A 20523-nucleotide genomic window follows, 5' to 3' on the forward strand; every position below is an offset into this window, starting at 1 on the left:
GGTCCCTCGGATCCCGGTGCGCCGGGTGAGGGTGCCGCCTGCGCCCGCTGGGCCGGCGGTGGTGGTGATGGCTGGTGTGGTGGCCGCGTCTGCGCGCAGCTGTGCGCCAGGGTCGCCGCCGGCGGCTCCGCCGCGTCGGATCGTTCGTCCATAGGCCGTGCATCGCCCGTCGCCCCCCTCACAAATCTGAAATGTCCATCCCCGGCGCCGAACGGTGCGCGGCGCAGCCCCTGTCGGGACGATACACCAGTCTCGTCACTCAGGGACATAGCTTCTCTACGCTCCGTGACGACCAGCGGCAATGCGCGCACGCACCGCGCCCGGAAGGTCGCGGACCGTACCGGAAGCGGATTACACGCGTGTTGCAGGGATTGTCAGTTGTCGGTGGATCCCGTCGTAAGGATCACGTTTCGCAACGGCTCCCGGTTCACGAAGCGGTTCAACTGCTCGACGACGACGCGCTTGGCGCGCGGCAGGAAGGCCGAGGTGGGGCCGCCGACATGAGGGCTGATCAGCACGCCGGGCGCCTGCCACAAGGGGTGTCCGGCCGGCAGCGGCTCGGGGTCGGTGACGTCCAGGGCGGCGGTGAGCCGACCGCTCTCCAGTTCGGCGAGGAGCGCCTTGGTGTCCACGACGGGACCGCGCGCGATGTTCACCAGCAGTGCGCCGTCCTTCATCCGCGCGAGGAACTCCGCGTTGACCAGGCCACGCGTGGTGTCCGTGAGGGGCGTGGAGAGGATGACGACATCGGCTTCCGGAAGCAGATTCGGCAGTTCGGTGAGCGGATGCACGGGACCGCGCGCCGAGGCGCGCCCGGAGCGCGCGACGCGCGCCACCCGCGCAACCTCGAAGGGCACGAGCCGGTCCTCGATGGCGGAACCGATCGCTCCGTAACCGACGATGAGGACGGACTTGTCGGCGAGGGCGGGGTGGAAGCCGCTCTCCCAGTGCTCCTCCCGCTGGGCCCGCACGAACCCCGGGATGCCGCGCAGCGACGCCAGCGTGAGGGTGAGCGCGAGCTCGGCGGTGCTCGCGTCGTGCACACCGCGGGCGTTGCAGAGGGGCACCCCGGGGACGATGAGGTCACGGGCCGCGATCATGTCGTCGACACCGGCGGTGAGGGTCTGGATGAGCCGGACGTTCCGCATCTCCGGCAGCGGCCGCGCCTTCACGTCCTGCCGCTTCATGTAGGGGACGACGTAGACGGCACAGTCGGCGGGGTCGCCGGGGAAGTCCTGGTCACCGTCCCAGAAGAGGTAATTGAGCCCTTCGGGCAGGTCCGTGAACTCGTCGAGCGGGATGGGGAGCCATGCGTCGTGGGTCATGGTCAGGAGGCTATGTCAGGGGTATGGCGGCGAGCGGGTTAGGTTGGGGGTCCGGAGAAGGAGGTTCACGGGCTGGTGGAGCGCAGGACGATCGGCGCGGGGGCGCTCGCGGTGGGGGCCGTCGGACTCGGGTGCATGCCGATGAGCTGGGCGTACAGTGGGTCGCGGCAGCGGGGTGACGAGTCGGTGAGGGCGGTGCACCGGGCGCTGGACCTGGGCGTGACGCTGCTCGACACGGCGGACATGTACGGGCCGTTCACGAACGAGCTGCTGCTGGGGCGGGTGCTCAAGGAGCGGCGTGCCGAGGCGTTCGTGTCGACGAAGGTGGGGCTGCTCGTCGGCGACCAGCACATCGTGGCGAACGGCCGGCCCGGCTATGTGAAGCGGGCGTGCGACGCGTCGCTGCGCCGGCTGCAGACCGATGTGATCGACCTCTACCAGTTGCATCGCGCCGACCCCGAGGTACCGGTCGAGGAGACCTGGGGCGCGATGGCGGAACTGGTGCGGGCGGGGAAGGTGCGGGCGCTGGGGTTGTGCGCCGTGGGGGCGCGTGGGGGGCGCAGGTCCGGCGCGCGGTTGCACGACGCGACCCTTCGGCAGTTGCAGCGGGTGCAGCAGGTGTTTCCGGTCAGTGCGGTGGAGGCCGAGCTGTCGGTGTGGTCGCCGGAGGCGCTGGAGGCGCTGCTGCCGTGGTGCGAGGCGCGGGGCGTGGGGTTCCTGGCGGCGATGCCGCTGGGCAACGGGTTCCTGACGGGCACGCTCACGCCGGGTGAGGGGTTCGAGCCGGACGATCTGCGGGCGCGGCATCCGCGGTTCACGGCGGAGATGATGGCGGCGAACCAGCCGATCGTGGCGGAGTTGCGGAGGGTCGCCCGCCGGCAGGGGGACGAGGTCACCGCGGCTCAGGTGGCGCTGGCGTGGGTGCTGGCGCAGGGGCGGCACGTGGTGCCGGTGCCGGGGGCGAAGCAGGGCCGGTGGGTGGCGGAGAACGCGGGCTCGGTTGAGGTGCGGCTGGCCGCGGAGGATCTGGCGGAGCTGGGGCGGCTGCCTGCCGCACAGGGGTCGTGGGACTGAGTGGGTGGTGGGGAAGTGCCGCGGTCTGTCGTCGGCCGGGTGCGGCTCCGTCGTGGCTGGCCGCGCAGTTCCCCGCGCCCCTGACGGGGCGCTGTACTAGCGTCGGCGATGAGGGGCCGTCGAAAGGACCGTGATCGTGCAACGTCGAGTTGTTCCTGCTGGGTTGGTCGCGGTCGGGGTTCTGGTGGTGGCGGGGTGTTCGTCCGGGGGTGGTGGGGAGGGGCTGCCCACGCCTTCGTGGGCCGGGAGTGGTTCTGGCGGTTCCTCTGCCTCTGCCTCTGCGTCGGGCGGTGAGTCCGCCGCCCCCGCGAAGGGGGCGGTCAAGGTGGTGCGGACGGTGGCTACGGGGCTGAAGTCGCCGTGGGGGCTCGCGTCGCTGCCGGACGGGTCCGGGCTGCTGGTGTCGGACCGGGACGACGGGACGATCAGCAGGGTGGACGTGAAGACCGGGAAGATCACCGAGCTGGGGATCGTCTCCGGGGTGTCCGCGGCCGGTGAGGGGGGTCTGCTGGGGATCGCGCTCTCCCCCGACTTCGCCTCGGACCACATGATCTACGCGTACTTCACCTCGGCCTCCGACAACCGGATCGTGCGCCTGCTCTGGGACGAGAGCAAGTCGGCCGGGGAGCAGCTGGGCGCTCCCGACACGATCTTCAAGGGGATCCCCAAGGGGTTCATCCACAATGGCGGCCGGATCGCCTTCGGCCCCGACGGCATGCTCTACGCCGGCACCGGCGAGAGCGGACAGCGCGGTCTGGCGCAGGACAGGAAGTCGCTCGGCGGGAAGATCCTGCGGCTGACCCCGGAGGGCGAGCCGGCCCCCGGCAACCCCTTCCCCGACTCCCCGGTCTACTCCTACGGCCACCGCAATGTGCAGGGCCTGGCCTGGGACGACAAGCAGCGGCTGTTCGCCTCGGAGTTCGGCCAGGACACCTGGGACGAGCTGAACGCCATCAAGCCCGGCGCCGACTACGGCTGGCCGGACGCGGAGGGGAAGTCGGACGACCCCAAGTACGTGAACCCGATCGCCCAGTGGCACACCGACGACGCCTCCCCCAGCGGCATCGCGTATGTCGACGGCGTGATCTGGATGGCGGGGCTGAAGGGACAGCGGCTGTGGCGCATCCCGCTGGACGGCACGACCGCCGCGGCCGCGCCCCAGGCCTTCCTCACGGGTGAGTACGGCCGGCTGCGCACGGTCGTGGCGGCGGGCGGCGACAAGGTGTGGCTGGTGACCAGCAACACGGACGGGCGGGGCAAACCGAAGTCGGGGGACGACCGGATCCTGGAGCTTCAGGTCCGGTAGCGGCGCCCGGCGACCCGGCGCCAGCACCCGACAGCCCGGTAGCGGCGCCCGACAACCCGGTGGCGGCGCCTCACCGCCCGGCGGCGGCGCCGCGGCCTGGCGGGAACAGTTCCAGGCGGTGCGCCACCGCCGCCGCCTCGCCCCGGCCCGAGACGCCGAGCTTGCCGAGGATGTTGGAGACGTGCACGCTCGCGGTCTTCGGGGAGATGAACAGCTCCTCGGCTATCTGCCGGTTGGTGCGGCCGGCCGAGACCAGGCGCAGCACGTCCCGCTCACGGCTGGTCAGGCCGAGGTTCTCGGCCGGGTCGAGGGCCTGGCGCGGGGTGGTGGCGGTGAGGGTGAGGCGGGCGCGCTGGGCGAGCAGGGCGACGGCGTCCGCGAGCGGACGGGCGCCCAGGTGCTCGGCGACCGCCCCGGCCAGCCGCAGGAGTTCGGTGGCGCGGTCCCGGTCGTCGTCGCCCGACGCCTCTTCGAGCAGGACCTGGGCCAGCCGGCGCCGGACCCGGGCGAGGTCGTAGGGGCGGTCCAGGCGCTCGAAGTCGGTGACCACGTCCGACCAGACCGCCGCCGTGTCGGTGCCCCGGGCGCGGTGCAGTTCGGCGCGGGTCCAGCGCTCGTACGCCTGCCAGACGGGGGCGCCGGTGGTGAGCTTGCGGACGGCCTCGGTGAGCCGGTCGAGGACCCCGGCGCGGCCCTCGGCCGCCGCGGGCAGGGCGCGGGCGTCGGCCTCGGCGGTGGCGGCGGCCAGCAGCAGGGGCCAGCCGTAGCGCTGGGTGCCGGGCGGGAACCCGGCCGTCAGGGCGCGGTCCAGCTCGGCGCGGGCGTCGAGGAACCGGCCCTCCTCGGCCGCGACGCCGATGGCGATCCGGGCCACGGGCAGCTGGGCCTGGGGCATCGGGTCGTGGCTGCCGTAGTGGGCGGCGGAGATGGCCAGTTGGCGGGCGGCCTCGGCGGCGTCGCCCCGGGCCAGGGCGATATGGGCGAGGCGCAGGGCGCCGGCGCCCCGGGGCTTGGCGCTGGCCGCGGAGCCGAGGGCGCCCGCCGCGGCTTCGGCGGCCTCGTCCCACTGGCCGAGCGCGTAGAGCGACTCGGAGAGGTTGCCCCAGATCCACACCTCGGAGTCCAGCAGGCCGTACCGGCGGGCGAAGGCGAGGCCCTCCCGCAGGATCGGGACGGACTCCCGGGAGCGGCCGACCGAGTCCAGCTCGGAGGGGAGGTTCACATAGGCGCGGCCCGCGACATGGACCACGCCCTCCCGGAGGGCGGTGTCCTTGACCCGGTGCAGCTCCGCCAGGCCCTGCTCGACGTCACCGGCGTTGACCATGAGGCTGCCGAGGGTGATGCGCGCGTTCAGCTCGATCTCGCGGGCGTCCACCATCCTGGCGTACTCCACGGCCCGTTCGGCGGCGGCGAAGGCTCCGGGGCCGGGTTCGTGGAGCATGGACCAGGCGGCCGCGTTGGCCAGCACGTCGGCGTGCACCTCCGAGGGCGGCAGGCCGCGCACCAGGTCCTGGGCGGTGCCGAGTTCCTGCCAGCCGTCGCCCCGGGCCAGGGCCTGGACCAGCCGGGAGCGCTGCACCCAGAACCAGGCGGCGCGCAGCGGATCCCCTTCTTCCTCGACGAGCCGCAGCGCCTTCTTGGTGATCTTCAGGGCGCGTTCGCGCTCTCCGCAGAAGCGGCCCGCGACCGCCGCCTCCGCCATCAGGTCGAGGTAGCGCAGCGGGGTGGTGGCGGGATCGCAGCCGCAGGGCGGATAGACGTCGGTGTAGTCGACGGGGCGCAGGGCCGCGCGGATCTCCTCGGGGGCGGTGTCCCACAGCTCCATCGCCCGCTCCAGGAGCCGCAGTTGCTCGCTGTAGGCGTGCCGGCCGCGGGCCACCACGGAGGCGTCGAGGACGGCGGGCAGGGCCTTGGCGGGGTCGTGGGCCTGGTACCAGTAGCTGGCCAGGCGGGTGACGCGGGCGTCGGCCGGCACCAGCGTCGGGTCGCTCTCCAGGGCTTCGGCGTAGCGCCGGTTGAGCCGGGAGCGTTCGCCGGGGAGCAGGTCGTCGGCGACGGCCTCGCGGACCAGGGAGTGCCGGAAGCGGTAGCCGTCGCCGGCCGGGGTGGGGTTGAGGATGTTGGCGCCGACGGCGGCCCGCAGCGCCTCGATGAGGTCGTCCTCGGCGAGCTGGGCGACGGCCTCCAGCAGCCGATACTCGACGGTGGAGCCGCCCTCGGCGACGGTCCGGGCGACCCGCTGGGCGCTCTCGGGCAGCGCCTCCACCCGGACCAGGAGGAGGTCGCGCAGGGTGTCGGTGAGTCCGGTGCAACAGCCCTCGGTGGCGGCGACGGCGAGTTCCTCGACGAAGAAGGCATTGCCGTCGGAGCGTTCGAAGATGTCGTCGACCTGGGCGGGGTCGGGTTCGGCGGCGAGGATGCCGGCGATCTGGCGGCCGACCTCCTCGCGGTTGAACCGGGCGAGTTCCAGCCGGCGGACGGTGCGCAGCCGGTCGAGTTCGGCGAGCAGCGGGCGCAGCGGGTGGCGCCGGTGGATGTCGTCGGCGCGGTAGGTGCCGAGGACCACTAGGCGGCCGGTGCGCAGGGTGCGCAGCAGGTAGGCGAGGAGGTGGCGGGTGGAGGCGTCGGCCCAGTGCAGGTCCTCCAGGGCGACGACCACCGTGCGCTCGGCGGCGACCCGTTCCAGCAGCCGTGCGGTGAGCTCGAAGAGGCGGGCCATGCCCTGTTCGTCGTGGCGGCCGGCGGTGGCCTCGCCGAGTTCGGGCAGCAGCCGGGCCAGCTCGTCCTCCTGGCCGGCGGCGGCCGTGGCCAGTTCCTCGGGCAGGGCGGCCCGCAGCGCGCGCAGGGCGGTGGAGAACGGGGCGAACGGCAGCCCGTCCGCGCCGATCTCCACACAGCCGCCCAGGGCGACGACCGCGCCCCGGCGGCAGGCGGCCGTGGCGAACTCCTCGACCAGCCGGGTCTTGCCGACCCCGGCCTCACCGCCGACCAGCAGTGCCTGCGGCTCCCCCGCCTCGGCGCGGTCGAGCGCCCTGTTCAGTGTGTCCAACTCGTCGCTGCGGCCTACGAACACGGGACTCACGGACCTGGTTTCCACAGGCCAGAGCATCGCACGCGGCCCGTCGCACAGGGCAGCGGTTTTCCACAGCGCCGGTGCGCTTGTCATACGCACCGATGTCGTACTTTCCGACTGTCGTGGCGCAAGCCGGTGACCGACCCCCGTACGGCCACCGGCTTGCGCGTCCTCGGTCTCCGGGCGGCCGGTGCCGCCCGGCCGCCCTGTCACGCGGCGCGCGGGAGCCGGCGCCGGCCGCGACGGCCGGTATGCGGTTCCGCCGGTACGGCGGCCTGTCGGGCCGCCTCCTCGCGGCGGGCGGCGCGGCGGGAGCGGACGGCCTCGCGGACGAGCCGGTCCTGCTCGGCCTGCCGGCGCAGTTCGGCGGAACGGATCTGGTGGAGTTCGAACTCGAACATGGTGTTTCCCTTGTGAGAGAGGGTGGTTGGGCTTCGCGTTCTGCGATGTCTCCACTCTCGTCTCCCAGGGGGGTGCGCCACATCGGGAGAGTTCCGCATCTTCGGGCGGCCGCCGGACCCCGGACACGCGTAAGGGGCCTTAGGCCGTCCGTAAGGTGCTTACGGACGCCCTAAGGCCCCTTCTGACCTGCGCTGTCTCAGCTGGTCGAGGGCAGGCCGAGGAGTGCGTCGGAGTACTTGAGGACCGCCAGCAGCAGTCCGATGACGCCGAGCGCGACACCGGCCCAGGCGACCGACTTGATCCACGGCGCCTGCGCCCTGCCGGGCGCGCCGAAGGCGGGCCGGACGAGCACCGCGACACCGGTGATCAGCGCGACCAGCGCGAACACGCCGGCCCACAGCGCGGTGGTCTGCCACGCGTCGCCGTACACCTCCTTGACCTGCTTGGCGACGCTCGCGGTCGACGAGGTCTGGAGCTGGCCGATGAGGGTCTCGCGGGCCGCGGCCACCGTGCCGATCCAGCCACCCGTGAGGGAGACCAGGCCGAGCACGACGGAGACGACGGCGGCGGCGCCCTGGCCGACACCAGAGGGACCCTCCGGCTCCTCGTCCAGCAGGAGCGTTTCCTCGTCGTCGGCCCCGTCGTCGGCCGTTTCGTCGGCGGCGAGTTCGTCGCCCGCCCCGGCGGACTCCGCCGCCTCGGACGCCTCGGCCGTCTCCGGCTCAGCGGCCTCCTCTGAGGCCTTGGTGACATCCACCGCCGTCTCCTCGGTAGCCGTCTCGTCGTTCTTCGCCTCGGCGCCGGTCCCGGCTCCGTCCACAGTCTTCGTTCCCATACCTCGCACCGTACGGACGCTGTCTGAGAGGTCTCTTAATGATCGTGCTCGGCGGTACGGGCGCGTACCGCGTGCCACTCGGGGGCGAGCACCGACCAGACCTCGGTGTCCGTGCGCACGCCCCGGTGGGGGTAGTTCTCCCGCATCACGCCCTCGCGGGTCATGCCCAGCCGCCGGGCCACGTTGACACTGGCCTCGTTCACCGACGACGCATGCCACTCCACACGGTGCATGCCACGCTCGTCAAACGCCCAGTCCAGAAGCACCCGCATCCCACGCGTCACCAGGCCCCGCCCGGCGGCCGCGGGCTCCAGCCAGCAGCCGGCCTCGCAGACCCCGGTGGGCGTGTCCCACACCCGGAACAGCAGCCCGCCCGCCAGCTTCCCGTCCAGCCACACCCCGTGCAGGCTGCCGCCGTCGACGGCGCGCTTCTCGGCGTAGGACCGCAGATAGGCGCGGGCCTGCTCCAGGTCCCCGATCACGTCCGGCAGCGCGATGTGCCGGCCGATGAACTCGCGCCCCCGGTCGATGTTGGCCAGCAGCTCCCCGGCGTGCCAGACCTCCAGGGGCCGCAGCTCGGCACCGTCACCCAGGGATGTCACATACATCGTCGCGCCGCTCCTTCTCCCGTTGCCCGCGCCGTCCCGCCGAGCCTCTCACGGGCCCGGACGGACAGGTCGCCTCGGCCGCGGCGGCCGCCTCAGTCGAACTGGTCCCCGAGCGCCATCACCATGGTCCCCAGGATCATCAGCCAGAGGGCCCAGCGGGTACGGCCCCGGGTCCCCAGTGCCGACGCGCCCACGCAGACGGCGGCCCCGGAGCCATAGGCAACCGGCACCAGCCCGGGCACCCCGCTCAGTCTCATCAGCGCGGCGGTGAGCCCCATCAGGGCCAGCAGCGCCCCGGTCACGGTGGCGGTCCAGCGGGCCCGACGGGCGTCCTCGTAGAGGTCCTCGTCGTCCGCGGCCTCCACCTCGGTCATCTCCGGTTCGGTGCCGGACTCGGCGTGTGCGGTCATGGCGGGCGAGCGTAGTACCCGCACCTGAGGAAAGCGGCTGCGGAGCACCTCCACAACTGCTAGCTTCCGCTGGTCAGCCTTGATCGGCCCCTCGCCGACGACTGAAGCGGGTGCATTGTTTGCCGGTTCGAACGAGCTCCTACGCATCGCCCTTCACTACGAAGATCACAAGGAGCCCGTTCAGCGATGTTCGACGCAGTCTCTCCCCCCTCGTCGAAGGACGACTCGCTCACTGACCGTCTGACCCTGCCCCGTTACCCGCTCAGCAGCACCTACGACGCCCGCTGGGCCGTCGAGAACCAGATGGGCCCGCACGCCCTGTGGCTGCTGGAATGGCTGGCCCCCGCCCTCGGCCTGGACGCCCTGCGCCCCTGCGCGCGCGTGCTCGACCTGGGCTGCGGCCGGGCGATGACCTCGATCTTCCTGGCCAGGGAGTTCCACGCCCAGGTCACCGCCGCCGACCTGTGGGTCAAGCCCGACGACAACGCCCGGCGCATCGCCGAGGCCGGGTTCGCCGACCGGGTGCAGCCCGTGCACACCGAGGCCCACGACCTGCCCTTCGCCGAGGGCGGCTTCGACGCGATCGTGAGCATCGACGCCTACCAGTACTTCGGCACCGACGATCTCTATCTGCCCACGCTCACCCGGCTGCTGAAGCCCGGCGGACGGATCGGCGTGGTCGTACCGGCGCTGAAGGAGGAGATCACCGGCAGCGAGCCGCCGGAGCATCTCAAGCCGTGGTGGGAGCCCGACTTCTGGTGCTTCCACTCCGTCGACTGGTGGCACCGCCACTGGACCCGCAGCGGGGCCGTCGAGGTCGAGGCGGCCGACTGGCAGCCGGACGGCTGGCGGGACTGGCTGCTGTGGTGCGAGGTGGTCGCCGAGGAGAGCACGGACGACTTCCACGTCCGGATGGCGACCCGGAGCGCGGAGATGCTCCGCGCCGACCAGGGGCGCACCCTCGGCTTCGTACGGGTCGTCGGCCGCCGCACGTAGCCCCCGCGCAGACAATACGGCCCCGGAGGCGCTGCCTCCGGGGCCGTACCGTGTCCTGTCCCACTGCCGCTCAGCCCTCGCTGACGCCCAGCTTCTCCAGGATCAGCTCCTTGACCCGGGCCGCGTCGGCCTGGCCGCGGGTCGCCTTCATGACCGCGCCGACCAGGGCACCGGCCGCGGCCACCTTGCCGCCGCGGATCTTGTCCGCGACGCCCGGGTTGCCGGCGATGGCCTCCTCGACGGCGGCGGTGAGCGCGCCTTCGTCGGAGACGACCTTCAGGCCGCGCTTGTCGACGACCTCGTCCGGGGTGCCCTCGCCCGCGAGGACGCCCTCGATGACCTGCCGGGCCAGCTTGTCGTTGAGGTCACCCTTCGAGACCAGCTCGGTGACCCGGGCGACCTGCGCCGGGGTGATCGCCAGCTCGTCGAGCGAGGTGCCCGACTCGTTGGCGCTGCGGGCCAGTTCGCCCATCCACCACTTGCGGGCGGAGGCCGCGTCGGCCCCGGCGTCGATGGTGGCGACGATCAGGTCCAGCGCACCGGCGTTGATGATCGCCTGCATGTCGAAGGCCGAGATGCCCCACTCGGCGAGCAGCCGGGTACGGCGGGCCAGCGGCAGCTCCGGGAGCGCCGTGCGGATCTCCTCGACCCACGCGCGCGAGGGCGCCACGGGGACCAGGTCGGGCTCCGGGAAGTACCGGTAGTCCTCGGCCTCCTCCTTCACGCGGCCCGAGGTCGTCGACCCGGTGTCCTCGTGGAAGTGCCGGGTCTCCTGGATGATCGTCCCGCCGCCGTTCAGCACGGCCGCGTGCCGCATGATCTCGAAACGGGCCGCACGCTCCACGGACCGCAGCGAGTTCACGTTCTTCGTCTCGGAGCGGGTGCCGAACTTCGCGGTGCCGTTCGGGCGCAGCGACAGGTTCACGTCGCAGCGCATCTGGCCCATCTCCATGCGGGCCTCGGAGACGCCGAGCGCCCGGATGACCTCGCGCAGCTCACGGACGTACGCCCGCGCGACCTCGGGAGCGCGCTCGCCGGCGCCCTCGATCGGCTTGGTGACGATCTCGATGAGCGGGATGCCCGCGCGGTTGTAGTCGAGGAGGGAGTGCGAGGCGCCGTGGATACGGCCCGTCGCGCCGCCCACGTGGGTGGACTTGCCGGTGTCCTCCTCCATGTGGGCGCGCTCGATCTCCACGCGGAAGGACTCGCCGTCCTCCAGCTGCACGTCGAGGTAGCCGTTGAAGGCGATCGGCTCGTCGTACTGGGAGGTCTGGAAGTTCTTCGGCATGTCCGGATAGAAGTAGTTCTTCCGGGCGAAGCGGCACCACTCGGCGATCTCGCAGTTCAGCGCGAGACCGATCTTGATCGCGGACTCGACGCCGGTCGCGTTGACGACCGGGAGCGCGCCGGGCAGGCCGAGGCAGGTCGGGCAGGTCTGCGAGTTGGGCTCGGCGCCCAGCTCGGTCGAACAGCCGCAGAACATCTTCGTCTTGGTGCCGAGTTCGACATGAACCTCAAGGCCCATGACGGGGTCGTAGGACGCCAGCGCGTCCTCGTACGACACCAGGTCGGTCGTGGTGGTCACGGTGAAACTTCCCTCTCAGCCCAGCAGGACGTCGTCGTCGCCCAGCCGCTTCAGCTCGCGGTACAGCAGGGCGAAACCGGTGACGATCGCGACGGCGGACACGGTGGCGTCGATGAGCCGGAGCGTGTCGTGCTCGGCGCGGGCCTTCTTGATCTGCTTGGCGACACCGACCGCACCGAAGGCGGTGGTGGCCATGGACAGGTACGTGCCGGACTTCGACTTCTTGAAGCCCTTGGCCTTCGACAGTGCGTTGCTCACAGCGACGGAGCCTCCTCCAGGAGCGGGTGGCCCCACCTTTCCACGAAGGCGGCCTCGACGGCGGCGCCGACCTTGTAAAGCCGGTCGTCCTTCAGCGCCGGGGCGATGATCTGCAGGCCCACCGGGAGGTTGTCCTCCGGGGCGAGACCGCAGGGCAGCGACATGGCCGCGTTGCCCGCGAGGTTCGTCGGGATGGTGCAGAGGTCGGCCAGGTACATCGCCATCGGGTCGTCGGCGCGCTCGCCGATCGCGAAGGCGGTGGTCGGCGTCGTCGGCGACACGATCACGTCGACCTGCTCGAAGGCCTTCTCGAAGTCGCGCGTGATGAGCGTGCGGACCTTCTGGGCCGAGCCGTAGTACGCGTCGTAGTAGCCGGAGCTGAGCGCGTACGTGCCGAGCATGATGCGGCGCTTCACCTCGGGGCCGAAGCCCGCCTCACGGGTGATCGACGTGACCTCTTCGGCCGAGTGCGAGCCGTCGTCGCCGGTCCGCGCGCCGTAGCGCAGGCCGTCGAAGCGGGCCAGGTTGCTGGAGCACTCGCTGGGCGCGATCAGGTAGTACGCGGAGAGCGCCAGGTCGAAGGACGGGCAGTCCAGCTCGACGATCTCGGCACCCAGGTCCTTGAGGAGGGCGACGGACTCGTCGAAGCGCTGCAGGACGCCGGCCTGGTAGCCCTCGCCGCGGAACTGCTTGACCACACCGACGCGCATGCCCTCGACGCTGCCGTTGCGGGCGGCCTCGACGACCGGCGGCACGGGCGTGTCGATGGAGGTGGAGTCCAGCGGGTCGTGCCCGGCGATGACCTCGTGCAGCAGCGCCGCGTCCAGGACCGTACGGGCGCACGGCCCGCCCTGGTCCAGGGAGGACGAGAACGCGACCATGCCGTACCGCGACACGGCCCCGTACGTCGGCTTGACGCCCACCGTGCCGGTGACGGCGGCCGGCTGGCGGATGGAGCCGCCGGTGTCGGTGCCGATGGCGAGCGGCGCCTGGAAGGAGGCGAGGGCGGCGGAGGAGCCGCCACCGGAACCACCGGGGATCTTGGTGAGATCCCACGGGTTGCCGGTCGGCCCGTACGCGCTGTTCTCGGTGCTCGACCCCATGGCGAACTCGTCCATGTTGGTCTTGCCGAGGATGACCACGTCGGCGGCCTTCAGCCGCTTGGTGAGCGTGGCGTCGTACGGCGGGATCCAGCCTTCGAGGATCTTCGAGCCGACCGTGGTCGGGATGCCCTCGGTGGTGAAGATGTCCTTGAGCGCGAGCGGGACGCCGGCCAGCGGGCCGAGCTTCTCGCCCTTCGCCCGCTTCTCGTCGACGGCGCGCGCCTGCGCCAGGGCGCCCTCGCGGTCGACGTGCAGGAAGGCGTGGACCTTCTCGTCGACGGCCTCGATACGGGCGAGGTGGGCCTCGGCGACCTGCACCGCGGTGAGCTCACCGGAGGCGATCTTCGCGGCGGTCTCGGCGGCCGTGAGCTTGATGATGTCCGTCATGGCTGTCTAGTCCTCCCCCAGGATCTGCGGCACCTTGAAACGCTGCTGCTCCTGGGCCGGGGCGCCGGAGAGCGCCTGCGCGGGGGTGAGCGAGGGACGGACCTCGTCCGCGCGCATGACGTTCGTCAGCGGCAGCGGGTGCGAGGTCGGCGGTACGTCTTGGTCGGCGACCTCGCTGACGCGGGCGACCGCGCCGATGATGTCGTCGAGCTGGCCCGCGAAGTGTTCGAGTTCTTCGGGCTTCAGCTCCAGACGCGCCAGCCGGGCGAGGTGGGCGACCTCCTCGCGCGTGATGCCAGGCATGCAGCGTTCCTCTGGGGTGAGTGTGTGTGGTTTGGGGCCAATCCTATGGGGCAGCGCCGGGTAGCCGTTAAACGGTTTCGGCGACGGGTGCCCCGCGCCTCGCCCCGCGGGGCTACTCGGCCGCCGGCAGAGCCGCCCGCGGCCGCTGCCACCCCCGCGACCCCCGGGCCAGCAACCACGCCGTCGCCTCCTCCGGCGGCATCGCCGCGGCGACCAGCCATCCCTGCACGGCGTCACATCCCAGGTCCCGCAGCCGCTCCCATGTCTCGTCGTCCTCCACGCCCTCCGCGACGACCAGCAGCCCCAGCGAATGCGCGAGGTCGACCGTGCAGCGCACGATCTCCGCGTCCTCGTTGTCGATGGCGAGCCGGGCCACGAACGACCGGTCGATCTTCAGCTCGCTCACCGGCAGCCGCCGCAGATGCACCAGCGAGGAGTACCCCGTGCCGAAGTCGTCCAGCGACATCTTCACGCCGTGCCCGGTCAGCCCCGCGAGGGTGTCGGCGGCCCGCTGCGGGTCCTCCAGGAGGACGTGCTCCGTTATCTCCAGCTGCAACGCCCCCGCCGGCACCCCGTGCCGGGCCAGCCGCGCCGCCACCGACCCGGCGAACCCCGGTGTGTGGACGTCCCGCGGCGAGACGTTCACCGCCACCGGCACCCGCAGCCCCTGCGCCCGCCACTTGGCGACCTGCGCGAGCGCGGTCTCCAGCACGTACTCCGTCAGATGGGGCATCAGCCCGGAGGACTCGGCGATCGCTATGAACTCGTCCGGCGGAACCTTGCCGCGCTCCGGGTGGACCCACCGGACCAGCGCCTCCAGACCGGCCACCTGCCCGTCGAAGCGCACCTTCGGCTGGTAGTGCAGCTGCACCTCGTGCGCGTCGAGGGCGCGGCGCAGGTCCCCCAGCAGTCCCAGCCGGTCCGGGGTGTTGGAGTCCCGCTTCGACTCGTACACCTCGACGCCGGTGCGGTCCCGCTTCGCCTGGTACATCGCCACGTCCGCCCGGCGCAGCATCCCCTCCGCGTCGAGCGCGTGGTCCGGGAAGACGGCGACACCCGCGCTGGCCTCCAGGACGAGCGTGAGTCCGTCGAGGTCGAGGGGCGAGGAGAGCGCCGTGACCAGGCCGCGGGCCACCCGCGTCGCGGACGTCGTGGAGTCGGCGACCGGCAGTAACACCGCGAACTCGTCGCCGCCGAGCCGCGCCGCCTCCGCACCGCGCGGCAGCGCGGCGCGCAGCCGGTCGGCTATCTGGAGGAGCAGCCGGTCACCGGCGAGATGGCCGAGCGTGTCATTGACCGAACGGAACCGGTCGAGGTCGATCAGCATGAGAGCCGAGCGGGCGCCGATGCGTTCGGCGTCGTCGAGGGCGGTCCAGATCCGCTCAAGCAGCCACTGCCGGTTGGGCAGCCCGGTCAGCGGGTCGCGCAGTTGCTCCTCGGCGCGGGCCCGGGCTATCCACAGGGTGGAGTCGAGGGCGACCAGCGGGATGGAGAACAGCGGGAGCAGCAGCGGCTGGGCCATCGCGACCACGCAGATCAGCGGGGCGATACCGAGCAGGGCGACGGCGACCAGGCCCTGGCGCATCAGGGCGGTGCGGGCGACGGTGGGCACTCCGCCGCCGCGCGGTGCGTGCAGGTACCAGAGCAGGGCGCGGGTGACGGCGAGATAGGCCACCGCGACGAGCACGACCTCGGGGGCGGTGGCGACGCTCCAGCCGGCCGGGTTCCAGGGCGACTCGACGGTCGGTACGCGGCCGAACGCGCCGAGCACCAGCGCGCCGGCGCCGATGCCGAGGATGTCCACCGCGCCGTGCAGGACGCCCTGCCGCCAGCGGTGGCGCCTGGCTATGCCGACCAGCACGACGACGGTGAGGCTGACCATGCCGGCCGGCACCCAGCCGTAGAGCAGGAGCACGGCGAGGGTGAGGGCGGCGCCGGAGCCGGTGCCGCCCCACCAGCGGGCGCGGCCGAGCAGGACCAGGTGGCCGACGATGATGCCGGTCAGCACGGCCAGCGACCAGCCGACCGTGCCGGACGGGAAGAGGGCGTGGTCGTCGGTGAAGGCGCGGTAGAAGCCCGCGCCGAGGGTGAACGCTGCTGCGGCGACGACCCCGGCGGGCAGCGCGGGCCAGGACAGGTGCCGGTCGTGGTCGCCGTCGGTCAGGTCGGGCGGCGGTTCGACGGCGGCCAGCGGCAGCGGGTCGCGGGCGTCGGCCGCGCCGCTCGCCACCGGCAGGCCCGGGCGCCGGTCGCCGCGCACCGCCCAGCGGCTCTCCCGCCACGCGCACGCCCGGCGGCGCAGCGGCAGCCGCGCGCCCGGAGCGGCGCTCTCGGTCGGTTCCATTCCCGTCCCTCTCACAGCCGGCGGTGCCCACGCCATGCGGTCCGTGCCCGTCAGAGCACGGGAATGCCCCGACCGCAGCTGGGCACGGCAGGCGCACATCCCAACAGTAGGCCGCAGAAGGCTTTCACGGGCAGCGGTCGTCGACGGTTGCCCGATTGCGCCCCGGCCACCCGTATGCATCTGGTATGCGCCGAACGGGTGGCCTTCAACCGCTACTCCTCGGTCGGAAGGGCCACTTCGGCCGCGGCGTCCGGTCCCTGCTCCAAAAGGACGACAAATCCGTCCTCGTTCAGAACCGGGACCTTCAGCTGCATCGCCTTGTCGTACTTCGATCCGGGGTTGTCACCGACGACCACGAACGACGTCTTCTTGGACACCGAGCCCGTCACCTTGGCCCCGCGGCTCTGCAGTGCGTCCTTGGCGCCGTCCCGGGTGTGGTGCTCCAGGGTTCCGGTCACCACGACGGTGAGGCCCTCCAGGGGACGCGGTCCCTCGTCCTCGCCGGTGGACTCGTCCTCCAGCGGGACTCCAGCGGCCTTCCACTTTCGGATGATCTCGCGGTGCCACTCCTCCGCGAACCACTCCTTGAGCGCGGTCGCGATGATGCCGCCGACGCCGTCGATGTTCGACAGCTCCTCCTCGGTGGCCTGCTCGATGCGGTCGATGGAGCGGAACTCGCGGGCCAGCGCCTGCGCGGCGACCGGTCCGACGTGCCGGATGGACAGGCCGTTGAGGAAGCGGGCGAGCGGGCGGGTCTTCGCCTCCTCGATGGTCTGCAGCAGGGCGAGGGTGTTCTTCTTGGGCTCGCCCTTCTGGTTGGCGAAGACCGTGACGACCTTCTCCTCGCCGGTCCTGGGGTCGCGCTTGGGCAGCCCGCTGTCCGGGTCCAGCACGTACGCCTTGATCGGCAGCAGCTTCTCCACCGTGAGGTCGAAGAGGTCGCCCTCGTCGACCAGCGGCGGGTCGGCCGGTTCCAGCGGCCGGGTGAGGGCGGCCGCGGCCACCCCGCCGAAGTGCTCGATGTCCAGGCACTCACGGCCCGCGAGATAGGCGACGCGCTCCCTCAACTGGGCGGGGCAGGTGCGGGCGTTGGGGCAGCGGAGGTCGATGTCGCCCTCCTTCATGGCCCGCAGCGGGGTGCCGCACTCGGGGCACTCGGCCGGCATCACGAACTCCCGCTCGGTGCCGTCCCGCAGGTCGACGACCGGGCCGAGGATCTCCGGGATGACGTCACCGGCCTTGCGCAGCACCACGGTGTCGCCGATCAGCACACCCTTGGCCTTGACGACCTCCTGGTTGTGCAGGGTGGCGAACTCGACCTCGCTGCCCGCCACCGTGACCGACTCGACCTGCGCGTACGGGGTGACCCGCCCGGTGCGGCCGACGCCCACCTTGATGTCGACGAGCTTGGTGTTGACCTCTTCCGGCGCGTACTTGTAGGCGATCGCCCATCGCGGCGCCCGCGCGGTCGAGCCCAGCCGCCCCTGGAGACGGATCTCGTCGAGCTTGACGACGACACCGTCGATCTCGTGCTCCACGGAGTGCCGGTTCTCGCCGTAGTAGGCGATGAACTCCCGCACCCCGTCGAGGTCGTCGACCACCCGGTTGTGCGGGGAGGTGGGCAGCCCCCAGGTCTTCAGCAGGGCGTAACCCTCGGAGAGCCGGTTAAGGCCCTCGAAGCCCTCCAGGACGCCGATGCCGTGGACGACCATGTGCAGCGGGCGGGAGGCGGTGACCCGCGGATCCTTCTGGCGCAGCGAACCGGCCGCCGCGTTGCGCGGGTTGGCGAACGGCTTGTCACCGGCGGCGACCAGGCGCTCGTTGAGCTCGGCGAACTTCTCCATCGGGAAGTAGACCTCGCCGCGGATCTCGACCAGGTCCGGGACCTGCTCGCCGTCCAGCCGGTCCGGGATCTCCGCGATCGTACGGACGTTGGGCGTGATGTCCTCGCCGGTGCGGCCGTCGCCGCGGGTCGCCGCGCGGACGAGGCGGCCGTGCTCGTAGGTGAGGTTGACGGCCAGGCCGTCGACCTTCAGCTCGCACAGGAAGTGGTACTCCTGGTCGCCCAGTTCCTTGTGGACGCGCTCGGCCCAGGCCGCGAGGTCGTCGTCGTTGAACGTGTTGTCCAGCGACATCATCCGCGAGCGGTGCTCGACCGAGGTGAACTCCGTCTCGTACGAGCCCGCGACCTTCTGGGTCGGCGAGTCGGGCGTGCGCAGCTCCGGGTGCTGGTCCTCCAGCGCCTCCAGCGACTTGAGGAGGGTGTCGAACTCCGCGTCGCTGACGACGGGGGCGTCCTTCACGTAGTACCGGAAGCGGTGCTCCTCGATCTGCTCGGCGAGCCGCGCGTGCTTCTCCCGTGCCTCGGCGGGCACCGCCGTCTGAGCCTGCTGCTGGTCGCCGGCCACCGTGTTCCTCCCGTTACTCTGGGTTGTCCGCGAGAGATCTCGCCGCCCGGACGCAGTGGGCGAGCGCCTGCCGGGCGTACCCGGGGGAAGCGCCCGCGAGTCCGCACGACGGGGTGACCGTGACGGATTCCGCGAGAAGCCCCGGCCGCAGCCCCAGCCTGCGCCACAGCGTCCTGACACCCATGACGCTACCGGCAGGGTCTGACAATGCGGCGTCCGTGCCGGGCACGACACCGACGAACAGCCGGGTACCGCCCTCGACGGCCTCGCCGATGGCGTCCTCGTCACGTTCGGTGAGGAGCGAGAAGTCGAAGGAGACGGCGGCGGCACCGGCCCGGCGGAGCAGGGCGAAGGGAACGTCGGGGGCGCAGGAGTGCACGGCCACCGGGCCGTCGGCATGGACGCCCATCACCTCGCGCAGGGTGGCCTCGACGAGCTGGCGGTCCACGGCCCGGTGGGTGCGGTAGCCGCTGGCCGTCCTGACCTGGCCGCGCAGCACGGAGGTGAGGGACGGCTCGTCGAGCTGGAGGACCACGTGGGCGCCGGGGATCCGGGCGCGGACGTCGGCGAGGTGCAGCCGCAGGCCCTCGGCGAGGGAGGCGGCCAGGTCCCGGCAGGCGCCGGGGTCGGAGAGCGCCGACTCGCCGTTCCGCAGCTCCAGGGCGGCGGCCAGCGTCCAGGGGCCGACCGCCTGCACCTTGAGCGGGCCCTCGTACTCCTGGGTGAACTCCTCCAGCGCGTCCAGGTCCTCGCCCAGCCAGGAGCGGGCCCGCCGGGTGTCCCGGCCCGGCCGGTCGCCGATCCGCCAGCCGCTGGGCTCCACGCGCGCGTACAGCTCCACGAGCAGGCCCGCGGTGCGGCCGATCATGTCGGCGCCGGGGCCGCGCGCGGGCAGTTCGGGCAGGAAGGGGAAGTCCTCGAAGCTGCCGGTCGCGGTCTTTGCGGCCTCCCGGGCATCGGTGCCGGGGAGCGAGCCGACGCCGGTGGCAGCGCCGAAGACGGTGTTTGCGTTCACGTGAGGAGCCTAAGCGGGGCGGGAGGCGCGGTGTGCGGCCGGCACTGGTCGGGCGGCGGCGGATCGGCGTCCCATTGCCTCGGCGGGCTGGGCGACAACGTTTCGACAAATATTCGGACCATGCAGGGCCTCCACCCTGGTCCGGGCGGTTTCGCGCCGGTTCGTCGGCGGGTGGCGCTCATGACCACACCCCGACCGGCGACCGGACGGGGTTCACACGTGAAAACGGGGGTTGACACGTGCATCGATCGGAGAGTGCGACCGCGACGGCCTCGGCACCTTCGTCCGAACAGCCGGGGCGGCCACGGCAGTCGGCCGCTGTGGCCGGACCGCTGTCGGCGGCGGCCGGACGCGGTGTCCTGGAAGGCGCCTTCGCCCTGCTGAACGCCCTGGACCAGGAGCAGGACGTCGGGGTCAGCGCGCTGGCCGCCGTGTGCGGTCTGCCCAAGACGACCGCGTACCGGCTGCTCGACCAGCTGACGGAACTGGGCGCCGTCGAACGGAGCGCGGGCCGCTACCGCATCGGGCCGGGCATGTTCCGGCTGGGCCAGGGCTGGCAGCCGTACCCGGGCCTGCGGTCGGCCGCCCGGCGGCCACTGCGGCGGCTGACGGCCGTCACCGGCATGACGGCCGAACTCGCCGTGCTGCACCGGGGCCAGACGCTGGTCCTGGACTGGACGACGACCGCGGACGTGCCGCGTCCGCTGCCCGACGACCGGCCGGTCCGGCCCTGGTACACGGCGGCCGGCAAGGTCCTGACCGCCTGGGCCCGCCCCGGAGCGGCGCCCGGCCCGCTGCCCCGGAGCTGGCCGGAGGAGGCCCGGCGGATCCGGGAGTCCGGGGCCGCCTACGACCACGAGGAGGTGCTGACCGGCGTGTGCTGTGCCGCCGTGCCCGTGTACACGGCGGACGGCGTGCCGGTGGCGGCGCTGAGCGTGCTGACCGGCCCCGACCACCACTTGGAGCGCCTCGCCGACACGGCCCGCCGCGCGGCGTCGGCCATCACAGCGGGCCTCGGCCGCCACCACTGACACCGAACTCCACACTCCGAACTCCGAACTCCGAACCCCGGACCTTGGACCTCGGGCCCC

Annotated in this window: 17 protein-coding genes; 4 read left to right on the top strand and 13 right to left on the bottom strand. The window is 72.3% G+C overall.

Annotated elements, in window-relative coordinates; genetic code table 11:
* Positions 1 to 374 precede the first annotated feature (374 nt).
* A complete protein-coding gene (locus ACGFZS_RS31305) occupies positions 375 to 1325 on the bottom strand; it encodes a 2-hydroxyacid dehydrogenase (protein ID WP_393797880.1) in 951 nt (316 codons plus the stop codon).
* A 75-nt stretch (positions 1326 to 1400) separates the two neighbouring features.
* Between ACGFZS_RS31305 and ACGFZS_RS31310 the strand changes: the two genes are divergently transcribed.
* Both ACGFZS_RS31310 and ACGFZS_RS31315 read left to right on the top strand, forming a co-directional pair.
* Positions 1401 to 2399 (top strand): aldo/keto reductase, encoded by a 999-nt coding sequence (locus tag ACGFZS_RS31310; RefSeq protein ID WP_393797881.1) that lies wholly within the window; start codon positions 1401 to 1403, stop codon positions 2397 to 2399.
* Positions 2400 to 2529: 130 nt separating this feature from the next.
* Entirely contained in the window at positions 2530 to 3705 is a 1176-nt protein-coding gene (locus ACGFZS_RS31315; RefSeq protein WP_393797882.1) for a PQQ-dependent sugar dehydrogenase, read from the top strand.
* 70 nt (positions 3706 to 3775) lie between these two features.
* On the opposite strand, the gene ACGFZS_RS31320 is transcribed toward ACGFZS_RS31315, so the two are convergent.
* The 5 genes from ACGFZS_RS31320 to ACGFZS_RS31340 all read right to left on the bottom strand — a co-directional run bounded on the left by ACGFZS_RS31320 (position 3776) and on the right by ACGFZS_RS31340 (position 9033).
* The gene (locus tag ACGFZS_RS31320; protein WP_393798030.1) at positions 3776 to 6814 is read right to left on the bottom strand and encodes an AAA family ATPase; all 3039 of its coding nucleotides are present in this window, start codon (positions 6812 to 6814) and stop codon (positions 3776 to 3778) included.
* Between the two features lie 173 nt (positions 6815 to 6987).
* Entirely contained in the window at positions 6988 to 7179 is a 192-nt protein-coding gene (locus ACGFZS_RS31325; protein ID WP_355717119.1) for a hypothetical protein, read from the bottom strand.
* Positions 7180 to 7376: 197 nt separating this feature from the next.
* The gene (locus tag ACGFZS_RS31330; RefSeq protein WP_393797883.1) at positions 7377 to 8015 is read right to left on the bottom strand and encodes a hypothetical protein; all 639 of its coding nucleotides are present in this window, start codon (positions 8013 to 8015) and stop codon (positions 7377 to 7379) included.
* A 35-nt stretch (positions 8016 to 8050) separates the two neighbouring features.
* Entirely contained in the window at positions 8051 to 8623 is a 573-nt protein-coding gene (locus tag ACGFZS_RS31335; protein WP_393797884.1) for a GNAT family N-acetyltransferase, read from the bottom strand.
* A gap of 92 nt (positions 8624 to 8715) precedes the next feature.
* Positions 8716 to 9033 (bottom strand): hypothetical protein, encoded by a 318-nt coding sequence (locus ACGFZS_RS31340; RefSeq protein WP_393797885.1) that lies wholly within the window; start codon positions 9031 to 9033, stop codon positions 8716 to 8718.
* 186 nt (positions 9034 to 9219) lie between these two features.
* On the opposite strand from ACGFZS_RS31340, the gene ACGFZS_RS31345 reads away from it, so the two are divergent.
* Positions 9220 to 10029, top strand: coding sequence for an SAM-dependent methyltransferase (locus tag ACGFZS_RS31345; RefSeq protein WP_393797886.1), 810 nt, complete (start codon positions 9220 to 9222; stop codon positions 10027 to 10029).
* 70 nt (positions 10030 to 10099) lie between these two features.
* On the opposite strand, the gene gatB is transcribed toward ACGFZS_RS31345, so the two are convergent.
* The 7 genes from gatB to ACGFZS_RS31380 form a co-directional block, all read right to left on the bottom strand.
* Positions 10100 to 11614 (bottom strand): Asp-tRNA(Asn)/Glu-tRNA(Gln) amidotransferase subunit GatB, encoded by a 1515-nt coding sequence (gatB, locus tag ACGFZS_RS31350; RefSeq protein ID WP_393797887.1) that lies wholly within the window; start codon positions 11612 to 11614, stop codon positions 10100 to 10102.
* 15 nt (positions 11615 to 11629) lie between these two features.
* Positions 11630 to 11872: a hypothetical protein gene (locus tag ACGFZS_RS31355; protein ID WP_089098594.1), complete on the bottom strand. Its 243-nt coding sequence runs from the start codon at positions 11870 to 11872 to the stop codon at positions 11630 to 11632.
* Positions 11869 to 13362 carry an Asp-tRNA(Asn)/Glu-tRNA(Gln) amidotransferase subunit GatA gene (gene gatA, locus ACGFZS_RS31360; RefSeq protein WP_393797888.1) on the bottom strand — a complete coding sequence of 498 codons (1494 nt, stop codon included), beginning with the start codon at positions 13360 to 13362 and terminating at the stop codon, positions 11869 to 11871. The genes ACGFZS_RS31355 and gatA overlap by 4 nt, the downstream gene beginning before the upstream one ends.
* Positions 13363 to 13368: 6 nt before the next feature.
* On the bottom strand, positions 13369 to 13665 hold the full coding sequence (gene gatC / locus ACGFZS_RS31365; protein WP_067164579.1) for an Asp-tRNA(Asn)/Glu-tRNA(Gln) amidotransferase subunit GatC: 297 nt from the start codon (positions 13663 to 13665) through the stop codon (positions 13369 to 13371).
* A 112-nt stretch (positions 13666 to 13777) separates the two neighbouring features.
* Entirely contained in the window at positions 13778 to 16009 is a 2232-nt protein-coding gene (locus ACGFZS_RS31370) for a putative bifunctional diguanylate cyclase/phosphodiesterase (protein ID WP_393797889.1), read from the bottom strand.
* 212 nt (positions 16010 to 16221) lie between these two features.
* Positions 16222 to 18417 carry an NAD-dependent DNA ligase LigA gene (ligA, locus tag ACGFZS_RS31375; RefSeq protein WP_393797890.1) on the bottom strand — a complete coding sequence of 732 codons (2196 nt, stop codon included), beginning with the start codon at positions 18415 to 18417 and terminating at the stop codon, positions 16222 to 16224.
* Positions 18418 to 18430: 13 nt separating this feature from the next.
* On the bottom strand, positions 18431 to 19432 hold the full coding sequence (locus ACGFZS_RS31380; protein ID WP_393797891.1) for a methionine synthase: 1002 nt from the start codon (positions 19430 to 19432) through the stop codon (positions 18431 to 18433).
* Between the two features lie 320 nt (positions 19433 to 19752).
* Between ACGFZS_RS31380 and ACGFZS_RS31385 the strand changes: the two genes are divergently transcribed.
* On the top strand, positions 19753 to 20463 hold the full coding sequence (locus ACGFZS_RS31385) for an IclR family transcriptional regulator (RefSeq protein ID WP_393797892.1): 711 nt from the start codon (positions 19753 to 19755) through the stop codon (positions 20461 to 20463).
* Positions 20464 to 20523 lie beyond the last annotated feature (60 nt).

The sequence above is a fragment of the Streptomyces sp. NPDC048288 genome (genome assembly GCF_043201555.1).
Classification (GTDB): domain Bacteria; phylum Actinomycetota; class Actinomycetes; order Streptomycetales; family Streptomycetaceae; genus Streptomyces.